We start from the raw sequence: 14,034 nt of genomic DNA on the forward strand, positions 1-14,034 counted from the left end.
CGTATCTTTACCAAGCCGTAAGCTTCGGGCGGCGGTTGGCGGCCCGGCTGACGGCCGCCGCGGCGAACGCGCGGACGAAGGGATGCGGGACCGAACCGTCCCCCGCCAGCTCCGGCTGGAAGAGGGCCGCCATATAGAAGGGGTGGCCCGGGAGTTCGGCGATCCGGGGTTCACCGTCCGGGTCGTGGCCGGTGAAGGCCAGCCCGTGGCCGGTGAGTTCGCCGAGGCGGTCGCGGTTGAGCCCGAAGGAGCAGTGGTACCGCTCGACGGTCCGTGAGGCACCGAGCAGTACCTCGGCGCGCGAGCCGGGTGTCACCAGCAGCGGCCCCTCGTGCCCCACGAGGGAGCAGGCGAGCGGCACGATCAACGCGTCGTCCCCCGCGTCCGGTTCGTTCTCGCCGTGCCGGGCGCCGGCGACGCCGCAGACGTTCCGGGCGAACTCCAGCAGCGCGTGCTGGAAGCCGGCGCAGGTGCCGAGGAACGGCAGGCCCCGCTCGCGGGCGGTCCGGATCGCGGCCAGGGCCCCGGCCTCGCTGCGGTAAGGGCTGCCCGGCACCGTCCACACCGCGTCGAAGCCCTCGACTCCGCCGGTCTCCCCCGCGGCCTCGGCCTCCTCGGTGGGGATCCAGTAGGCGTCCAGGAGCAGTCCGTCGCGTACGCGGAGCGCTTCCAGCAGCCGCGGGATGCGCCGGTGCGAACGCACGGACTCGGAGCGGTCGCCGACGAGGGCCAGCCGGGCGGCGGCCTGCGGACTTCCGGTGGTCGTGGTCATGCGCACCATCCTCGGGGCCCGCCTCACATCACGTCCAACGATGATTCGCGCATCTTCGATAAGCGATACTGATCGGCTATGGACCCTCATCTCCTGCGCACCTTCACCGAGGTGGTCCGGTGCGCCTCCTTCTCGGCCGCCGCCCGGGAGCTCGGCTACACCCAGTCCGCGGTCTCCCAGCACATCGCGGCCCTGGAGGCCGATCTCGGGGTGGAATTGCTGCGCCGGCGCCCGGTGGCGCCGACGGAGGCGGGCGCGCGGCTGCTGGAGCACGCCGGGCCGCTGCTGCTGCGCCTGGCGGCTGCGCGCGCCGAGGTCGCCCGCGCGGCGGGAGCCCCGGCGGCGCGGATCACCGCCGGGGTGTCGCCGTCGGCCATGGGGAGCCGGGTGGCTCTCGCGGTGGCCCGGCTGCGGGCGGAGCGGCCGCGCGCGGAGGTGACACTGCGGGTCCTGGACCGGGCGGCGGTGGTGGCCGGGGTCACGGCCGGGGAGCTGGACCTCGGCCTGGTGGACGGAGCCGCCGCGCCGAGCGATCCGCTGACGGTCTCCGGTGCCGGCGGCCTGCGGGCCGTGCGGTGCGCCGAGGAGGAGCTGGTCGTCGCCCTGGCCGCGGACCATCCGCTGGCGGGCAGGTCCGGACTGCGGCTGGCCGACCTCGCCGACGCCCTGTGGGTGGACGCGCCCGACGCCGCCGTGCCGCCCGCGGCACTCCACCCGGCGGCGGCCGGTGAGGGCTTCCGCAGCGGCGTGCGCTACGAGGGACCGGACGTGCGCGGGGTGCTCGAACTGGTGCGGGCCGGACTCGGTCCCGTACTCCTGCCCAGGTCGGCCGTGGCGGGCCGGCAGGGCGTCGCGGCGGTGCCGTTGGCGGTCCCGCGGCTGGTGCACCGCACCGAGCTCCTGCACCGCCGCGGCGGTCCCGGTGAGGCCGCGGGGGTGCTCGCCACGCTGCTGACGGCGTCCGCGCCGCCGGGGCCGGCGGCCTGACGCCCCAAGGGCCCCCTCACCCGTTCGGCTCATCGGTAATGCGCCGCCCGGGTGAGGGGTTCACAGTCGTGGGACGGCGGCATTCGGGGTGCCCGCGCCCCATGGGAGTCCGCTCATGGGAAACGCGGGGCAGGACACCCTCTCGTCACGTCACCGACCCGCCGGGGATCCGCGCCTCGCGGTCCCGGCCCGCCGGACCCGCCGCCGTCCCGCATCGTGGCCTGACGGCCCCGCAGAGTGAGCATCCGGCGAAGCAACAGCGTCCTCGTTGTCCCACGGGAGGTCGAGGGTCATGAGCACTTCACCGAAGACTTCACCCACGAAAACGCGCGTCGTCCTGCGCATTCAGCTGCACGAGGGCATGGGCGACCAGTATGCGGCGGCATACGACCTCGTGCACCACGACATCGCCAAGGCCGACGGGTACATCAGCTCGCAGCTGTGCAAATCCGTCAAGGACCCCGACTGCTGGATCGTGACCAGCGAATGGGCGTCCATGGAGCAGTACCTCGCGTTCGTCGCGAGCGAGGAGTTCACGGCGCGCCGCGCCGGCATGCGCAAGTGCGTGCTGGAGCACGACTCCTCGCAGTACTCGATCGTCGCGGAGTGACCCGCTGACGCAGCCGCGCGGAGACCGCGCACACGAGGGCCCCCGGGCGGCATGACCGCCCGGGGGCCCTCGCCTCGCGTCGCCGCCGGGCTCAGCGCCAGCGGTACAGCTCCTTGAGCCGGTTCACCACGATGTTGAAACGGCCGCGGTCCAGCGCGCACGCCTCACGCCGCATGCCCTCGTCGTGCACCCGCAGGACGCGGTCGACGTTGACCCAGGAGGCACGGCCGGACTTGTCCCAGGGGCCGGAGCCGATGGGCACCCATTCGCGGTCGTCGTTGTGCTCCTTGCTGGAGAGCTGGACGGCGAGCAGGGTTCCGGCCGGCTCGCGGGCCACGACCAGGACCGGGCGGTCCTTGCCGCGGCCGTCGTTCTCCTCGAACGGGACCCAGGTCCACACGATCTCCCCGGGGTCGGGGTCGCCGTCGTGGTCCGGGGAGTACTCGGTGCGGACGGGACCGACCTGCTCGGGCTCGGCCTCGGTGGTCGCGCCGGGGCCGTAGCGGCCCGGGCTCTCGGTGTCATCGGTGTCTATCGAACTCACGGACCCACGCTAGCCGACAACAGCCCCCGCAGGGCCAGCCCGTCCGGCGCGGCCGCGGTGAGCAGGGCGGCCGGACCCGCCAGCGGGGTGAGCACGGCCTCGCCCCGCTCCGGGTCCTCACCCAGGACCCGCGCGGCCGCCGGCTTCTCCTCGAACGCAGGGTCCACGACGAGCAGTTGACCCACCGCCCGGTGCGTGTGCAGCACCGCGGGGCCCGACCAGCCCGGCGCGCCGGGGCCGAAGGACAGTTCCTGGTCGAGCAGCGGCCGTCCGCCGACCCGTACGACCAGCCGGGAGACGAGCCGCCCGGGGCGTTCCCCGGCCCGGCCGAGGATCTGCTCCTCGCGCAGCACGAGCCGGGCGCCGGGGGCGAGTTCGGCCGTGGTCGTCATCCGCAGGTCGCTGCCCTCGGCGGCGATGAGGGGCTCGGGGAGCCAGTGCAGTTCGGCGTCCTCGCCGACGGTCAGCCGCACCTCGTAATGGGCCGGCTCCCCGGACCGCCCGGGCAGGGACACCGTCGCCGCCGCGGCGTCCACGCGCAGCGCGGCGCCGGGCAGCACCGTCGCGTGGATCGCCAGGCGGTCGCCACCGAGCGGCGCGCTCATGGCGCCGACGACGGTGACCCGTGCCGTGCCGGCCCCGGACGACCGGGTGCGGCGCAGCGCGAGCGGGCCGTCCCCGACGAGTTCGGGGAGCGCGGTGCCGCCGCGGCCGTCGGGGGCGGCGGTGATCCGGGCGGTGGCGCGGACACCGGTCACGCCGGGACCGCGGTCCAGGCGGCGATGCGGGCGCCGATCCACTCGGCGACGGGGGCCACTCCGTTCTCCGCGACGAGAGAGGTGAAGACGACGGGCAGCTCGCCGCGTTGCGCCTTGGCGTCGCGGGCCATCCGGCCGAGGTCGGAACCGACGTAGGGGGCGAGGTCGGTCTTGTTGACCACGAGCAGGTCGGCGGTGGTCACACCCGGGCCGCCCTTGCGCGGGATGTCGTCGCCGCCGGCCACGTCGATGACGAAGATCTGGGCGTCCACCAGGCCCTTGGAGAAGGTCGCGGTGAGGTTGTCGCCGCCGGACTCGACGAGCACGAGGTCGAGCGGGCCGAGACGTTCCTCCAGCTCCTCGACGGCCTCGAGGTTGGCGGAGATGTCGTCGCGGATCGCGGTGTGCGGGCAGGCGCCCGTCTCCACGGCCGTGATCCGCTCGGGCGGCAGGACGGCGTTGCGGAGCAGGAAGTCGGCGTCCTCGCGGGTGTAGATGTCGTTGGTGACGACGGCGAGGGACAGCCGGTCGCGCAGCGCCCGGCACAGGGCGGCCACCGTGGCCGTCTTGCCGGAGCCGACGGGGCCCCCGAGCCCCACGCGCAGCGCGCGGCGGCTGCCGTCGAGACGGGTGGCGGGCGTGGTGTACGCGTGGCGCTCGGGGAACTCGCGGTCGTGGTGGTCGTGGTCGAGGTGCATGGCGGCGTCCTAGGAGGCGAAGAGGCGTACGGGCCAGGTGGCGTGCTGCTCGGCGTACACGTCCAGCAGGGGCGCGCTCGCGGCGGGCAGCGCGCCGGTGCCCTCGGTCAGGGCGGCCCGCGCCGCGGCGCCGGCCTGCCGTGCGACCTCGTCCAGGTCGGGGGCGAGCCGGGCGAGCACGGCGGTGACGGCGAACGGGTCGAGACTCAGCAGGCGTACGGCGGCGGTCGCCGGGCCGGTCACGGACTCGTAGGCCGCCGCGTGGGCGGCGTCCAGCGGAGTGAGGCCCGCGCCGCGGGCGGTCAGGCCGAGGACGACGGGCTGGTGGGCGCCCCGGGGCCGGGCGGCGGCGAGCGCGTCGAGGGCGTCCGACGGCCAGGCCGCGCGGGCGGCCCGGGTGAGTTGCCGGCCGAGCCGGCGCGCGGTGGCGCGCAGCGCGGGCGAGGGGGTCCGCGCGTCGGCGGCCTCGTCCAGCGCGAGCGGGTCGAGGCCGGCGGCCGCGGCGGCGGCCAGTGCCGCCGCGACCAGTCCTGAGGTGTGCAGCCGGCCTCGGCAGAAGGACTCCAGCGTGGCGGGGCAGCGGATGCGCCCCGCCTTGACGGCCGCCTCCGCGCCACCGGAGTGGGCGTGCCCGCCGGCGGGGAAGCGGCCGTCGGCCAGCACCAGCAGGGCGGCCCGGGTCGCGGTGGCGACGGCACCGGGCGCCGTCGCCTGGGTCGTGGTCGTGGTCGTGGTCATGGCAGCCGTGCTCAGAACAGGAAGTAGCGCTGGGCCATGGGGAGTTCCGTGGCCGGGGCGGGCTCGACGACGTCGCCGTCGATGCGGACGGTGAAGGTGTCGGGGTCGACCTCGACCCGGGGCATGGCGTCGTTCTCGCGCATGTCGGCCTTGGTGATCCGCCGCGTGTTGCGGATGGCGACGAACTCCTTGGACAGGCCCAGCCGTTCCGGCAGGCCGTCCTCCAGCGCGATGCCGGTGGCGAAGTTGACGGAGTTCAGGCCGGGCGCCCGGCCGAGCGCCCCGAACATCGGCCGGGGCAGGACGGGTTGGGGGGTCGGGATGGAGGCGTTGGCGTCACCCATCTGCGCGTAGGCGATCTGGCCGCCCTTGATCACCAGTTGGGGCTTGACGCCGAAGAACGCGGGGTCCCACAGGACGAGGTCGGCGAGCTTGCCGGGTTCGACGGAGCCGATCTCGCCGTCGAGGCCCTGGGCGACCGCCGGGTTGATCGTGTATTTGGCGACATAGCGACGCGCGCGGAGGTTGTCGGCCCGTCCGTCACCGGGCAGCGCGCCGCGCCGCTTCTTCATCACGTGCGCGGTCTGCCAGGTCCGCAGTACGACCTCGCCGACCCGGCCCATCGCCTGCGAGTCCGAGGAGATGATCGAGATCGCGCCCATGTCGTGCAGGAAGTCCTCGGCCGCGATGGTGCCGGGCCGGATCCGGGACTCGGCGAAGGCCAGGTCCTCCGGCACGGAGGGGTTGAGGTGGTGGCAGACCATCAGCATGTCGAGGTGTTCCTCGACGGTGTTGACGGTGTGCGGCCGGGTCGGGTTCGTCGACGAGGGCAGGACGTTGGGGTGCGCCACCACCGTCATGATGTCCGGCGCGTGACCGCCGCCCGCTCCCTCGGTGTGGTACGCGTGGATGCCGCGCCCGGCGATCGCGGCGAGGGTGTCCTCGACGAAACCGGCCTCGTTGAGCGTGTCGGTGTGGAGCGCGAGCTGTGCGCCGGTGGCCTCGCACACCGTGAGGCAGGCGTCGATCGCGGCAGGCGTGGCGCCCCAGTCCTCGTGGATCTTGAAGCCGAGCGCCCCGCCGCGCAGCTGCGAGTGCATCGCCTCGTGCGAGACGGTGTTCCCCTTGCCCAGCAGGCCGATGTTGACCGGGTAGTGCTCCAGCGCGGCGAACATCCGGGCCAGATGCCAGGGTCCCGGGGTGATCGTGGTGGCCTTGGTGCCCTCGGCGGGGCCGGTGCCGCCGCCGACGAGGGTGGTGATCCCCGACGCCAGAGCCTCGTCGGCGATCGTCGGGGAGATGAAGTGGACGTGCGCGTCGATGGCGCCCGCGGTCACGATTTTGCCGTTGCCGGCGATGACCTCGGTCTCCGGGCCGATGACCAGGTCCGGGTGCACCCCGTCCATGGTCTCGGGGTTGCCCGCCTTGCCGATCGCGGCGATGCGGCCGTCCCGGATGCCGATGTCGGCCTTGACCACACCCCAGTGGTCGAGGATCACCGCGCCGGTGACGACGGTGTCGGGGGTGCCCTCGGCGCGGGTGGCCCGGGACTGCCCCATCGACTCGCGGATCACCTTGCCGCCGCCGAAGACGACCTCGTCCCCGGAGTTGCCGGGACCGCCGGACAGGTCCTTCTCCACCTCGACGAGCAGGTCGGTGTCGGCGAGTCGTATACGGTCACCGGTGGTCGGGCCGAACAGGTCCGCGTAGACGGCGCGGGAGATCTCAGCCATCGAGGGCACCTCCGGTCTCTCCGCGCAGCCCCTCGACCACGCGCGCGCCGCCGATCGGCACGAGGTCCACCTCGACGGGGATGCCCGGCTCGAAGCGGACCGCGGTACCGGCCGCGACCGACAGCCGCTTGCCCCGGGCGGCGGCGCGGTCGAAGCGGAGGCCGGGATTGGCCTCGGCGAAGTGGTAGTGGGAGCCGACCTGGACCGGGCGGTCCGCGGCGTTGAGCACGACCAGCCGGGTGACCGGCCGGCCCGCGTTGAGCTCGACCGGTTCGTCGCCGTACAGGATCTCTCCGGGAATCACGCGGGCCCCTATGCGATCGGCTCGTGGACGGTGACGAGCTTGGTGCCGTCCGGGAAGGTGGCCTCGACCTGGACGTCGTGGATCATCTCGGGCACGCCGTCCATGACGTCGGCACGGGAGAGGACCTTGCGGCCGGAGGCCATGAGGTCGGCGACGGTCCGGCCGTCGCGGGCGCCCTCCAGGATGTGAGAGGTGATCAGGGCGATGGCCTCGGGATGGTTCAGCCGGAGGCCCCGGGCCCGCCTCTTCTCCGCCACGTCGGCGGCGACATGGATGAGCAGGCGTTCCTGCTCATGAGGGGTCAGTTGCATGGCCACACCTCGCAGTCGTCCCGGGTGAGCGGGTCCGCAGGGCGTCCTGACCTGCGACTCCGTTCTCCGTCTGCCGGAAGTCGCAGGCTAGTTCGGCGGCGTTTCGTCCGCGTTAACTCGCCGCCCCGGATCGGAAGCCCGTCAGCGCGGGGGATCGGGTATGGGCGCCCTGCTCCGGCCCGCCGCCCCGGCAGCATGCCACGGGGGCGCGGGCCCTCGATGCGCGACACGAGCGGGCGCCCGGCGCGACGGCCGCTCAGGCTCCGTCGTGGCGCGCGTTCGTCGTGCCGCGGTGCTCGGCCGCGATGCCGAAGCGGCGCCGTTCGCCCGTGGCGGACACCGTGGGCCGCACCGAGGAGACCGTACTGACCACGGCCTCGTCCGCGGCCTCGTCGAGTTCCTGGAGTCGTTGCAGGTCAGCGGCGGAGACAAGGGCGACGAGCGGCTTGCCGTGACGCGTTACGACCACGCGTTCACCGCCGTACACGACGCGGTTGATGAGCTCGGCGAGCTCCGCTCTCGCTTGTGTCACGGGGACTTCATGGGCCATGCTCCCCATCATAACGGGATGTACGTCCTGTACATTTTTTACAGAGACGGGGACCCGTGCCCCGACGGAGGTGCCGCCATGCTTCGACCGACCGCCCGCCACGTCCTGCCCGAGTTCACCGAGCGCACCAGTGAGGGTGTGCACTCCCTGGATCCGTACTCCAAGCTGCTCCGGGAACGGATCGTGCTGCTGGGCACGCCCATCGACGACACGTCCGCCAACGACGTCATCGCCCAGCTGATCCACCTCGAGAGCGCCGCCCCGGAGCAGGACATCTCGCTCTACATCAACTCCCCCGGCGGGTCGCTCACCGCCATGACGGCGATCTACGACACCATGCAGTTCGTCAACTGCGACGTCTCGACCGTGTGCGTCGGCCAGGCCGCGTCGGCCGCGGCCGTGCTACTGGCGGCCGGGACTCCGGGCAAGCGGCTGGCGACTCCCCACTCGCGGGTACTGATCCATCAGCCCTCCTTCCCGGAGGCCGTCCAGGGCACCACCGCCGACCTCGAAATCCAGGCCAGGGAACTACTGCGCAGTCGTGACCAGTTGGAGGAACTGCTGGTTCGGCACACCGGACGGGACGCGGAGCGGATCCGGGCCGACATCGAGCGCGACATGATCCTCGACGCCCCGTCCGCGCTCGCGTACGGACTGGTGGACCGGCTCACCGTCAGCCGCAAGGGCGACGGCGGGACCGGCCCGCGCGCCGTGCGGTGACCGGCCGTGCTGCCCGAACTGCCGCCGCTGCCCGCCCTGACCCGCGCGGAGGGCGAACTCATCGACACATATCTGGAGGTCGTGGATCTGCTGGGGAGGATCAACCCCGCCCGCGTCCGGGACACCTACGGCGCGCTGCGGGCCGCCCAGGCCCTGGCGGGACGCGCGGCGGAGCTGCGCGACGCGCTGACCACGATGCACCTGCGGGGGGAGAGCGAGCTGCACACCACGACGATCGAGCGCGCCCTGCGCGTGCTCGACGGGGAGCGGCGTACCCGGCTGGTCACCCTGCCCCTTCCACCGTCGCACTGACGGACCGTCATCTTGAGTCGACGTCAGATCGGGTCATCCACCGGTCTGTCACGCGGCGCCACAGGCTCGACACGAAGTAGCACCGAATGGACTCGCCCGATCGTTGTACGTCACGTCGACACGCGAACGGTCCCGACTTGCGCGCTTCGGCCGCACACAACCGGAATCTGACGCTCCATCGCAGGTGTTCGACTGGTTTCGAGTCGTCAGACGGCACTCCTGAGACCCGAGTCCACCCGAATAGGTGAGTCGTGAAGAGACTCACATTCGACCGGATGAGCTATGTCCTGACCAGTTCTGTGAGTAACCATCCCTTCGACGACAAGCCCCCGTCATCCGGCGGGGCGGTCCGCGCGGACGCCGAGTCCTGCCGCCGTCGCGGACGCCAGGTCGACACCGAACGCAACGGCAGGAGCGGAGGACCCGAGTACGACGGGACCGGCCCACGGGCCGATTCCTTGGGGTGAAGCCGCACCAGCGGCCGGGCATCTTCGCCTGCCCGAACCCGACAGGTCATCCTTCGCAGGCGGACGACGAAGGGTTTGCGCATGATCGCGCCATCAGCCATGTCCGCGGTTCTCTCCCGGCTCGGGGCGGTCTCCGCCCTCACGGCGGCCGCCGTCGCCGGTCCCGCGGTCCTGCCGGACATGGCCCAGCACGCCGAAGCCGTGACGATCCGGGCCAAGGCACTGAAGGTCGCGGCGTCGAAGAAGGGCTCCCCCTACCGGTACGGGGCCACCGGCCCCCGCAGTTTCGACTGCTCCGGCCTGACGCTCTACTCCTTCAAGAAGGTGGGCAGGAAACTGCCCCGCACCGCCGCCGCGCAGTACAACAGCACACGCCACATCCACCGTTCCGACCGCACCCGCGGTGACCTGGTGTTCTTCCACTACGGGAGCAGCATCTACCACGTCGGGATATACGCGGGGCACGGGCGGATCTGGCACTCCCCCAAACCCGGCGGCCGGGTGCGGCTGGAGAAGATCTGGACCCGCAGCGTCTGGTACGGCCGTGTGAAGTGACCCGGCGCCGCGGGGTCCCGGGCCGCCCACCCGGGGGCCCCGCGGCGTACCGGCCCGGCTAGCGTGGGGCCATGACGCTGCAGCAGTTGCTCGCCGATGCCGCCAAGGGCGTCCTCCCGCCCGCCGACGGCTCGGTGACGATCGTGCCGCAGCCCTCGGCACGCGACGCGGGCGTCCTGGCCTTCACGGCGCATTCCGTGGTCTTCGCCGACGCCGACCCCGGGCGCATCCGGGAGCTGCTCCCGCCCGGCGACCTGTCGGCACCGCTCAACCCGCCGTTCCTGACCGCCCTGTGCGGGCTGCTCGGGCGCCGGGTGAACAACATCGACCTGCTGGCGACGGCCACCGCCCTGCCCGGCCCGCCGGCCGGACCCCCGCTCGCCCTGCGGGAGACCACCGGCCGCGAGCATCCCCGCGCCGCGCGGGCGCTGCGGCACCGGGACGAGGTACGCGTGTGGACGGTCCCGGGCGGCACGGTGCTCATCGGGCGCGGAGTGGCGGGCCGGTGGGAGATGGCCGTCGAGGTCGAGCCCGCGGCACGCGGCGCCGGGCTCGGCCGCCGGCTGGCCTTGGAGGCGCGCCGTCTGGTGCCGGGCGGCGAGACGCTGTGGGCGCAGATCGCCCCGGGCAACGCGGCGAGCGTACGGGCACTGCTGGCGGCCGGCTTCACGCCCGTCGGCGCCGAGGCGCTGCTGGTGCCCGCACACGACTGAGCGCCTCAGGGCCGGGCACCGGCCGGCAGCTCCGCGCCCAGGGCCGCCCGCATGCCGCCGCCGGCGCCCTGGTCAGTGCGGGGCTCGGGTGGGTCTGGTGCCCAGGATGACGGCGGAGTCCCCGGTGGTGCCCCTCGGGGCGCGGCGTTCACTCCACCGGGGCGGCAGCCGCCACCCACGGCAGGGTGATCCAGACGGTCTTGCCGCCATCGACGGTGGGCGTGACATGGAGCCGGCCCCCGGCCTCGGCCGTGAGATGACGGATGATCACCATGCCGCGGCCGTTGTCCTGCTGGACGGCGGCCGGCAGCCGCTGGGGCCAGCGGGGGTGGCTGTCGGTGACCCCGATCCGCAACTGCTCGTCGCGGTCGAGCCGGACGTCGAGGGTGAAGGTGGGCGACTGGCCGAGGGTGTGCAGCACGGCGTTGGTGGCGAGTTCGGAGACGATCAGCCGGACGGCGTCGGCGGGCGACGAGTCCTCCGTCATCCCCCACTCCGCCAACAGGTCGCGCACATAACGACGGGCCGTGGGTACCGAGGCAGGGTCGCTCGGCAGGGTGACGGATGCTTCCTGGTGGTCTGCCATGGCGACGCTGTCCCTTTCCCGCCGTGACCGGGACTCCGGCGCGCGCCTGTCCGGGCCGCGCGCCCGGCCGCCGGCGGCCCGTACTTCCCATACGGGCCCACCGGCTTCCACGCGCCAGAGTGCCACTCATCGTGCCGTTAAACAGGTGCCACCACAGCTATATGCATATATCTGTCGCTCAAAGCGGTGAACTCTGCTACGAGAGAACGTATTTGCGCGGCAGACTTCGCCCGGGGACCGGCGAGGGCTGCCGGGGAACCAGGAGGTACACAGTCATGCAGCAGGTGCCGGCGGTCCGCCGCCGCAAGATCGGCTCCGAATTGCGCCGTCTCAGGGACACGGCCGGACTGACGAGCGGCGAGGTCGCCCTCCGGGTGGGCTGGCATCAGTCCAAGGTGAGCCGCATCGAGACGGGTCGCAGCGGCGTGCGCCCGGAGGACGTGACCGCGTTGCTGGACGCGTACGGCGTCCGCGATCAGCGACTGCGCGACATGCTGGCGGCGCTGGCCGGCGGCGAGGGCGTCCGGCGCGGCTGGTGGCACGAGTACCGCGAGGAACTGCCCTCCACCTACCGGGACTTCATCAGTCTGGAGACCGACGCCTGCCGCGCCCGCACCCTGGAGACCACCGTCGTGCCGGGGCTGCTGCAGACCCCGGACTACGCCCGTGAGCTGACCCGTTCGGTGCTGCCCCAGCTGGGTCCGCGGCAGATCGCGACGCTGGTGGACGTCCGCATGACGCGTCAGGCGGTGTTGCGGGCGTCGCCGCCGCTGGAGCTGTGGGCGGTGCTCGACGAGGCGGTGCTGCGGCGCAGGGTGGGGGGCCCGGAAGTGATGGCGGCGCAATTAAGCCATCTTGTGGAGCTCGGTTCCCTGCCTCATGTGCATCTGCAGGTACTGCCTTTCTCGGCCGGGGGCCATATCGGCGTCACGGGGCCTTTCGTCATCTTCTCGTTTCCGCGCATTGCTGATCTGGATGTTGTCGTTCTCGACCAGTTGACGAGTAGTCTCTATCTGGATCAGGAAGAGGACATCAGGGCGTACGGTGCTGCCTTCAATCGATTGCGCTCCCATGCCCTGTCGAGTGAACAGTCGCTGTCCTTCATCACCGGTATCGGCAAAGGCGCGTAAGGAGGCACACCCCCATGTCCAGCGCACTGCCTCAGTACGTTTCCTCCAGTGCGTCCCTCTTCGGCGTGAATTGGCGACGCAGCAGCTACAGCACGGCGGCGAACAACTGTGTCGAGACGGCACTCGTCCCCTCGGGGCCGCTCTCGGGACAGCTCGCCGTCCGCGACTCCAAGGATGTGCGCGGCCCGGCCCTGCTCTTCTCCCCCACCGAATGGAACGCGTTCCTGACCGCCGTGCGGACGGGAACCCTCACCGAACGCCCCTGAGCTCAGCGGCGTGGCGGCGCCGTACGGACGATCGTCCCGACGGCGTCGCCGATCTCCCGGTCCGTCAGGTCGGCGCGCGCGGTGAGCCGCAGGCGGGAGATCCCGTCCGGCACCGACGGCGGCCGGAAACAGCCGACGGCGAGCCCCGCCTCCCGGCAGTCCGCGGCCCACTGGACCGCCGCCTCCGGCGAGGGCGCCCGCACCGACACCACGCACGCGTCCGGCGCGGTGGCGTCCAGCCCCGCGGCCGCCAGCCGTTTGTGGAGTTCACCGGCCACCTCCCGGGCCCGCCCGGCGCGGTCCGGCTCCCGGCGCAGCAGCCGCAGCGCCCCCAGCGCGGCACCCGTGGCGGCGGGCGCGAGGCCGGTGTCGAAGATGAACGTCCGCGCCGCGTTGACCAGATGCCCGATGACCCGGGCCGGGCCGAGCACCACGCCGCCCTGGCTGCCCAGCGCCTTGGACAGCGTGGCCGTGCACACCAGCCCCGGCGCCCCCGCGAGCCCTGCGGCCGCCGCCGCTCCCCGGCCGCCGTCACCGAGGACGCCGAGCCCGTGCGCGTCGTCGACCAGCAGTGCGGCCCCCGCCTCGGCGCACGCCGCCGCCAGTTCACCGAGCGGTGCCGCGTCGCCGTCCACCGAGAAGACCGAGTCGGTGACGGCCACGGCCGGCCCGTCGTGCCCGGACAGCGCCTTGCGCACGGCGCCCAGGTCGGCGTGGGGGACGACCTCGGTGGCCGCCCGGGAGAGCCGGCAGCCGTCGATGAGCGAGGCGTGGTTGCCCGCGTCGGAGACGATCAGGGTGCCGGGCTCGGTGGTCAGCGCGGTCACCGCGGCGAGGTTGGCGGCGTACCCCGAGGCGAGGACCAAAGCCGCCTCGAAGCCGCAGAAGGCGGCCAGTTCGGCCTCCAGTTCCGCGTGCAGTTCGGTGCTGCCGGTGACGAGCCGCGAACCGGTGGACCCGGCACCCCAGCGCAGGCAGGCGTCGGCACCCGCACGGGTGACCTCCGGGTGCCGGGCCAGGCCCAGGTAGTCGTTGGAGGCGAGGTCGAGCAGGGCCGAGTCCGAGGGCCGGGGCCGCAGGGTGCGTACCAGCCCCGCCGCGTCGCGCCGTTCGGCGTGCGCGTCGATCCAGTCGAACGGGTCGCGGGCCATGGTCGTCCCCGGGGTCGGTGTCGGATGTCCTCAGCACCGTAGTCTGCCTCGCCGCTTCGCACGGTGTGGTGATCCACACACCCTGCGCGAGCGGTCTTGTGGGGTGCCTCATTGGCTCACGGTCGCCGT

The 14,034-nt window shown here is 73.0% G+C and carries 19 protein-coding genes and 1 riboswitch; of the genes, 8 read left to right on the forward strand and 11 right to left on the reverse strand.

Annotated elements, in window-relative coordinates; genetic code table 11:
- Positions 1–7 precede the first annotated feature (7 nt).
- Entirely contained in the window at positions 8–772 is a 765-nt protein-coding gene (locus ACFWVC_RS04575; protein ID WP_384277047.1) for a hypothetical protein, read from the reverse strand.
- Between the two features lie 78 nt (positions 773–850).
- On the opposite strand from ACFWVC_RS04575, the gene ACFWVC_RS04580 reads away from it, so the two are divergent.
- Both ACFWVC_RS04580 and ACFWVC_RS04585 read left to right on the forward strand, forming a co-directional pair.
- Positions 851–1,759: a LysR family transcriptional regulator gene (locus ACFWVC_RS04580; RefSeq protein ID WP_384277053.1), complete on the forward strand. Its 909-nt coding sequence runs from the start codon at positions 851–853 to the stop codon at positions 1,757–1,759.
- A gap of 292 nt (positions 1,760–2,051) precedes the next feature.
- Positions 2,052–2,369, forward strand: coding sequence for an antibiotic biosynthesis monooxygenase family protein (locus ACFWVC_RS04585; RefSeq protein WP_384277061.1), 318 nt, complete (start codon positions 2,052–2,054; stop codon positions 2,367–2,369).
- A gap of 91 nt (positions 2,370–2,460) precedes the next feature.
- Here ACFWVC_RS04585 and ACFWVC_RS04590 read toward each other — a convergent pair whose 3' ends face one another.
- The 8 genes from ACFWVC_RS04590 to ACFWVC_RS04625 all read right to left on the reverse strand — a co-directional run bounded on the left by ACFWVC_RS04590 (position 2,461) and on the right by ACFWVC_RS04625 (position 8,005).
- Entirely contained in the window at positions 2,461–2,904 is a 444-nt protein-coding gene (locus ACFWVC_RS04590; RefSeq protein ID WP_319660749.1) for a type II toxin-antitoxin system PemK/MazF family toxin, read from the reverse strand.
- Between the two features lie 5 nt (positions 2,905–2,909).
- Entirely contained in the window at positions 2,910–3,671 is a 762-nt protein-coding gene (locus ACFWVC_RS04595) for an urease accessory protein UreD (protein ID WP_384277066.1), read from the reverse strand.
- Positions 3,668–4,369: an urease accessory protein UreG gene (gene ureG, locus ACFWVC_RS04600; protein WP_384277073.1), complete on the reverse strand. Its 702-nt coding sequence runs from the start codon at positions 4,367–4,369 to the stop codon at positions 3,668–3,670. Before ureG ends, ACFWVC_RS04595 begins: the two co-directional genes overlap by 4 nt.
- A 9-nt stretch (positions 4,370–4,378) precedes the next feature.
- Entirely contained in the window at positions 4,379–5,107 is a 729-nt protein-coding gene (locus tag ACFWVC_RS04605) for an urease accessory protein UreF (protein ID WP_384277079.1), read from the reverse strand.
- Positions 5,108–5,118: 11 nt separating this feature from the next.
- Positions 5,119–6,840: an urease subunit alpha gene (locus ACFWVC_RS04610; RefSeq protein ID WP_384277085.1), complete on the reverse strand. Its 1,722-nt coding sequence runs from the start codon at positions 6,838–6,840 to the stop codon at positions 5,119–5,121.
- Positions 6,833–7,144: an urease subunit beta gene (locus tag ACFWVC_RS04615; RefSeq protein WP_384277092.1), complete on the reverse strand. Its 312-nt coding sequence runs from the start codon at positions 7,142–7,144 to the stop codon at positions 6,833–6,835. The genes ACFWVC_RS04610 and ACFWVC_RS04615 overlap by 8 nt, the downstream gene beginning before the upstream one ends.
- Before the next feature lie 8 nt (positions 7,145–7,152).
- The gene (locus ACFWVC_RS04620; RefSeq protein WP_384277099.1) at positions 7,153–7,455 is read right to left on the reverse strand and encodes an urease subunit gamma; all 303 of its coding nucleotides are present in this window, start codon (positions 7,453–7,455) and stop codon (positions 7,153–7,155) included.
- 256 nt (positions 7,456–7,711) lie between these two features.
- A complete protein-coding gene (locus ACFWVC_RS04625; protein WP_384277105.1) occupies positions 7,712–8,005 on the reverse strand; it encodes a type II toxin-antitoxin system Phd/YefM family antitoxin in 294 nt (97 codons plus the stop codon).
- Positions 8,006–8,083: 78 nt separating this feature from the next.
- Between ACFWVC_RS04625 and ACFWVC_RS04630 the strand changes: the two genes are divergently transcribed.
- The 4 genes from ACFWVC_RS04630 to ACFWVC_RS04645 all read left to right on the forward strand — a co-directional run bounded on the left by ACFWVC_RS04630 (position 8,084) and on the right by ACFWVC_RS04645 (position 10,772).
- Positions 8,084–8,725: an ATP-dependent Clp protease proteolytic subunit gene (locus ACFWVC_RS04630; RefSeq protein ID WP_384277110.1), complete on the forward strand. Its 642-nt coding sequence runs from the start codon at positions 8,084–8,086 to the stop codon at positions 8,723–8,725.
- Positions 8,726–8,731: 6 nt separating this feature from the next.
- Positions 8,732–9,037: a hypothetical protein gene (locus tag ACFWVC_RS04635; RefSeq protein WP_384277114.1), complete on the forward strand. Its 306-nt coding sequence runs from the start codon at positions 8,732–8,734 to the stop codon at positions 9,035–9,037.
- A gap of 384 nt (positions 9,038–9,421) precedes the next feature.
- A riboswitch (cyclic di-AMP (ydaO/yuaA leader) is annotated at positions 9,422–9,581 on the forward strand.
- Positions 9,582–9,585: 4 nt separating this feature from the next.
- Complete coding sequence (locus ACFWVC_RS04640) at positions 9,586–10,059, forward strand: C40 family peptidase (protein ID WP_384277120.1); 474 nt, start codon at positions 9,586–9,588, stop codon at positions 10,057–10,059.
- A gap of 71 nt (positions 10,060–10,130) precedes the next feature.
- The gene (locus ACFWVC_RS04645; protein ID WP_384277126.1) at positions 10,131–10,772 is read left to right on the forward strand and encodes a GNAT family N-acetyltransferase; all 642 of its coding nucleotides are present in this window, start codon (positions 10,131–10,133) and stop codon (positions 10,770–10,772) included.
- A 148-nt stretch (positions 10,773–10,920) separates the two neighbouring features.
- On the opposite strand, the gene ACFWVC_RS04650 is transcribed toward ACFWVC_RS04645, so the two are convergent.
- Positions 10,921–11,358 (reverse strand): ATP-binding protein, encoded by a 438-nt coding sequence (locus ACFWVC_RS04650; protein ID WP_384277131.1) that lies wholly within the window; start codon positions 11,356–11,358, stop codon positions 10,921–10,923.
- A 275-nt stretch (positions 11,359–11,633) separates the two neighbouring features.
- On the opposite strand from ACFWVC_RS04650, the gene ACFWVC_RS04655 reads away from it, so the two are divergent.
- Both ACFWVC_RS04655 and ACFWVC_RS04660 read left to right on the forward strand, forming a co-directional pair.
- Entirely contained in the window at positions 11,634–12,488 is an 855-nt protein-coding gene (locus ACFWVC_RS04655; RefSeq protein WP_384277135.1) for a helix-turn-helix domain-containing protein, read from the forward strand.
- A 14-nt stretch (positions 12,489–12,502) separates the two neighbouring features.
- On the forward strand, positions 12,503–12,754 hold the full coding sequence (locus ACFWVC_RS04660) for a DUF397 domain-containing protein (RefSeq protein WP_384277142.1): 252 nt from the start codon (positions 12,503–12,505) through the stop codon (positions 12,752–12,754).
- 2 nt (positions 12,755–12,756) lie between these two features.
- Here the strand turns inward: ACFWVC_RS04660 and ACFWVC_RS04665 are convergent, their stop codons facing one another.
- On the reverse strand, positions 12,757–13,905 hold the full coding sequence (locus tag ACFWVC_RS04665) for an 8-amino-7-oxononanoate synthase (protein WP_384277151.1): 1,149 nt from the start codon (positions 13,903–13,905) through the stop codon (positions 12,757–12,759).
- Positions 13,906–14,034: the final 129 nt, after the last annotated feature.

It is taken from the genome of Streptomyces sp. NPDC058691, assembly GCF_042714775.1.
Classification (GTDB): Bacteria; Actinomycetota; Actinomycetes; order Streptomycetales; family Streptomycetaceae; genus Actinacidiphila.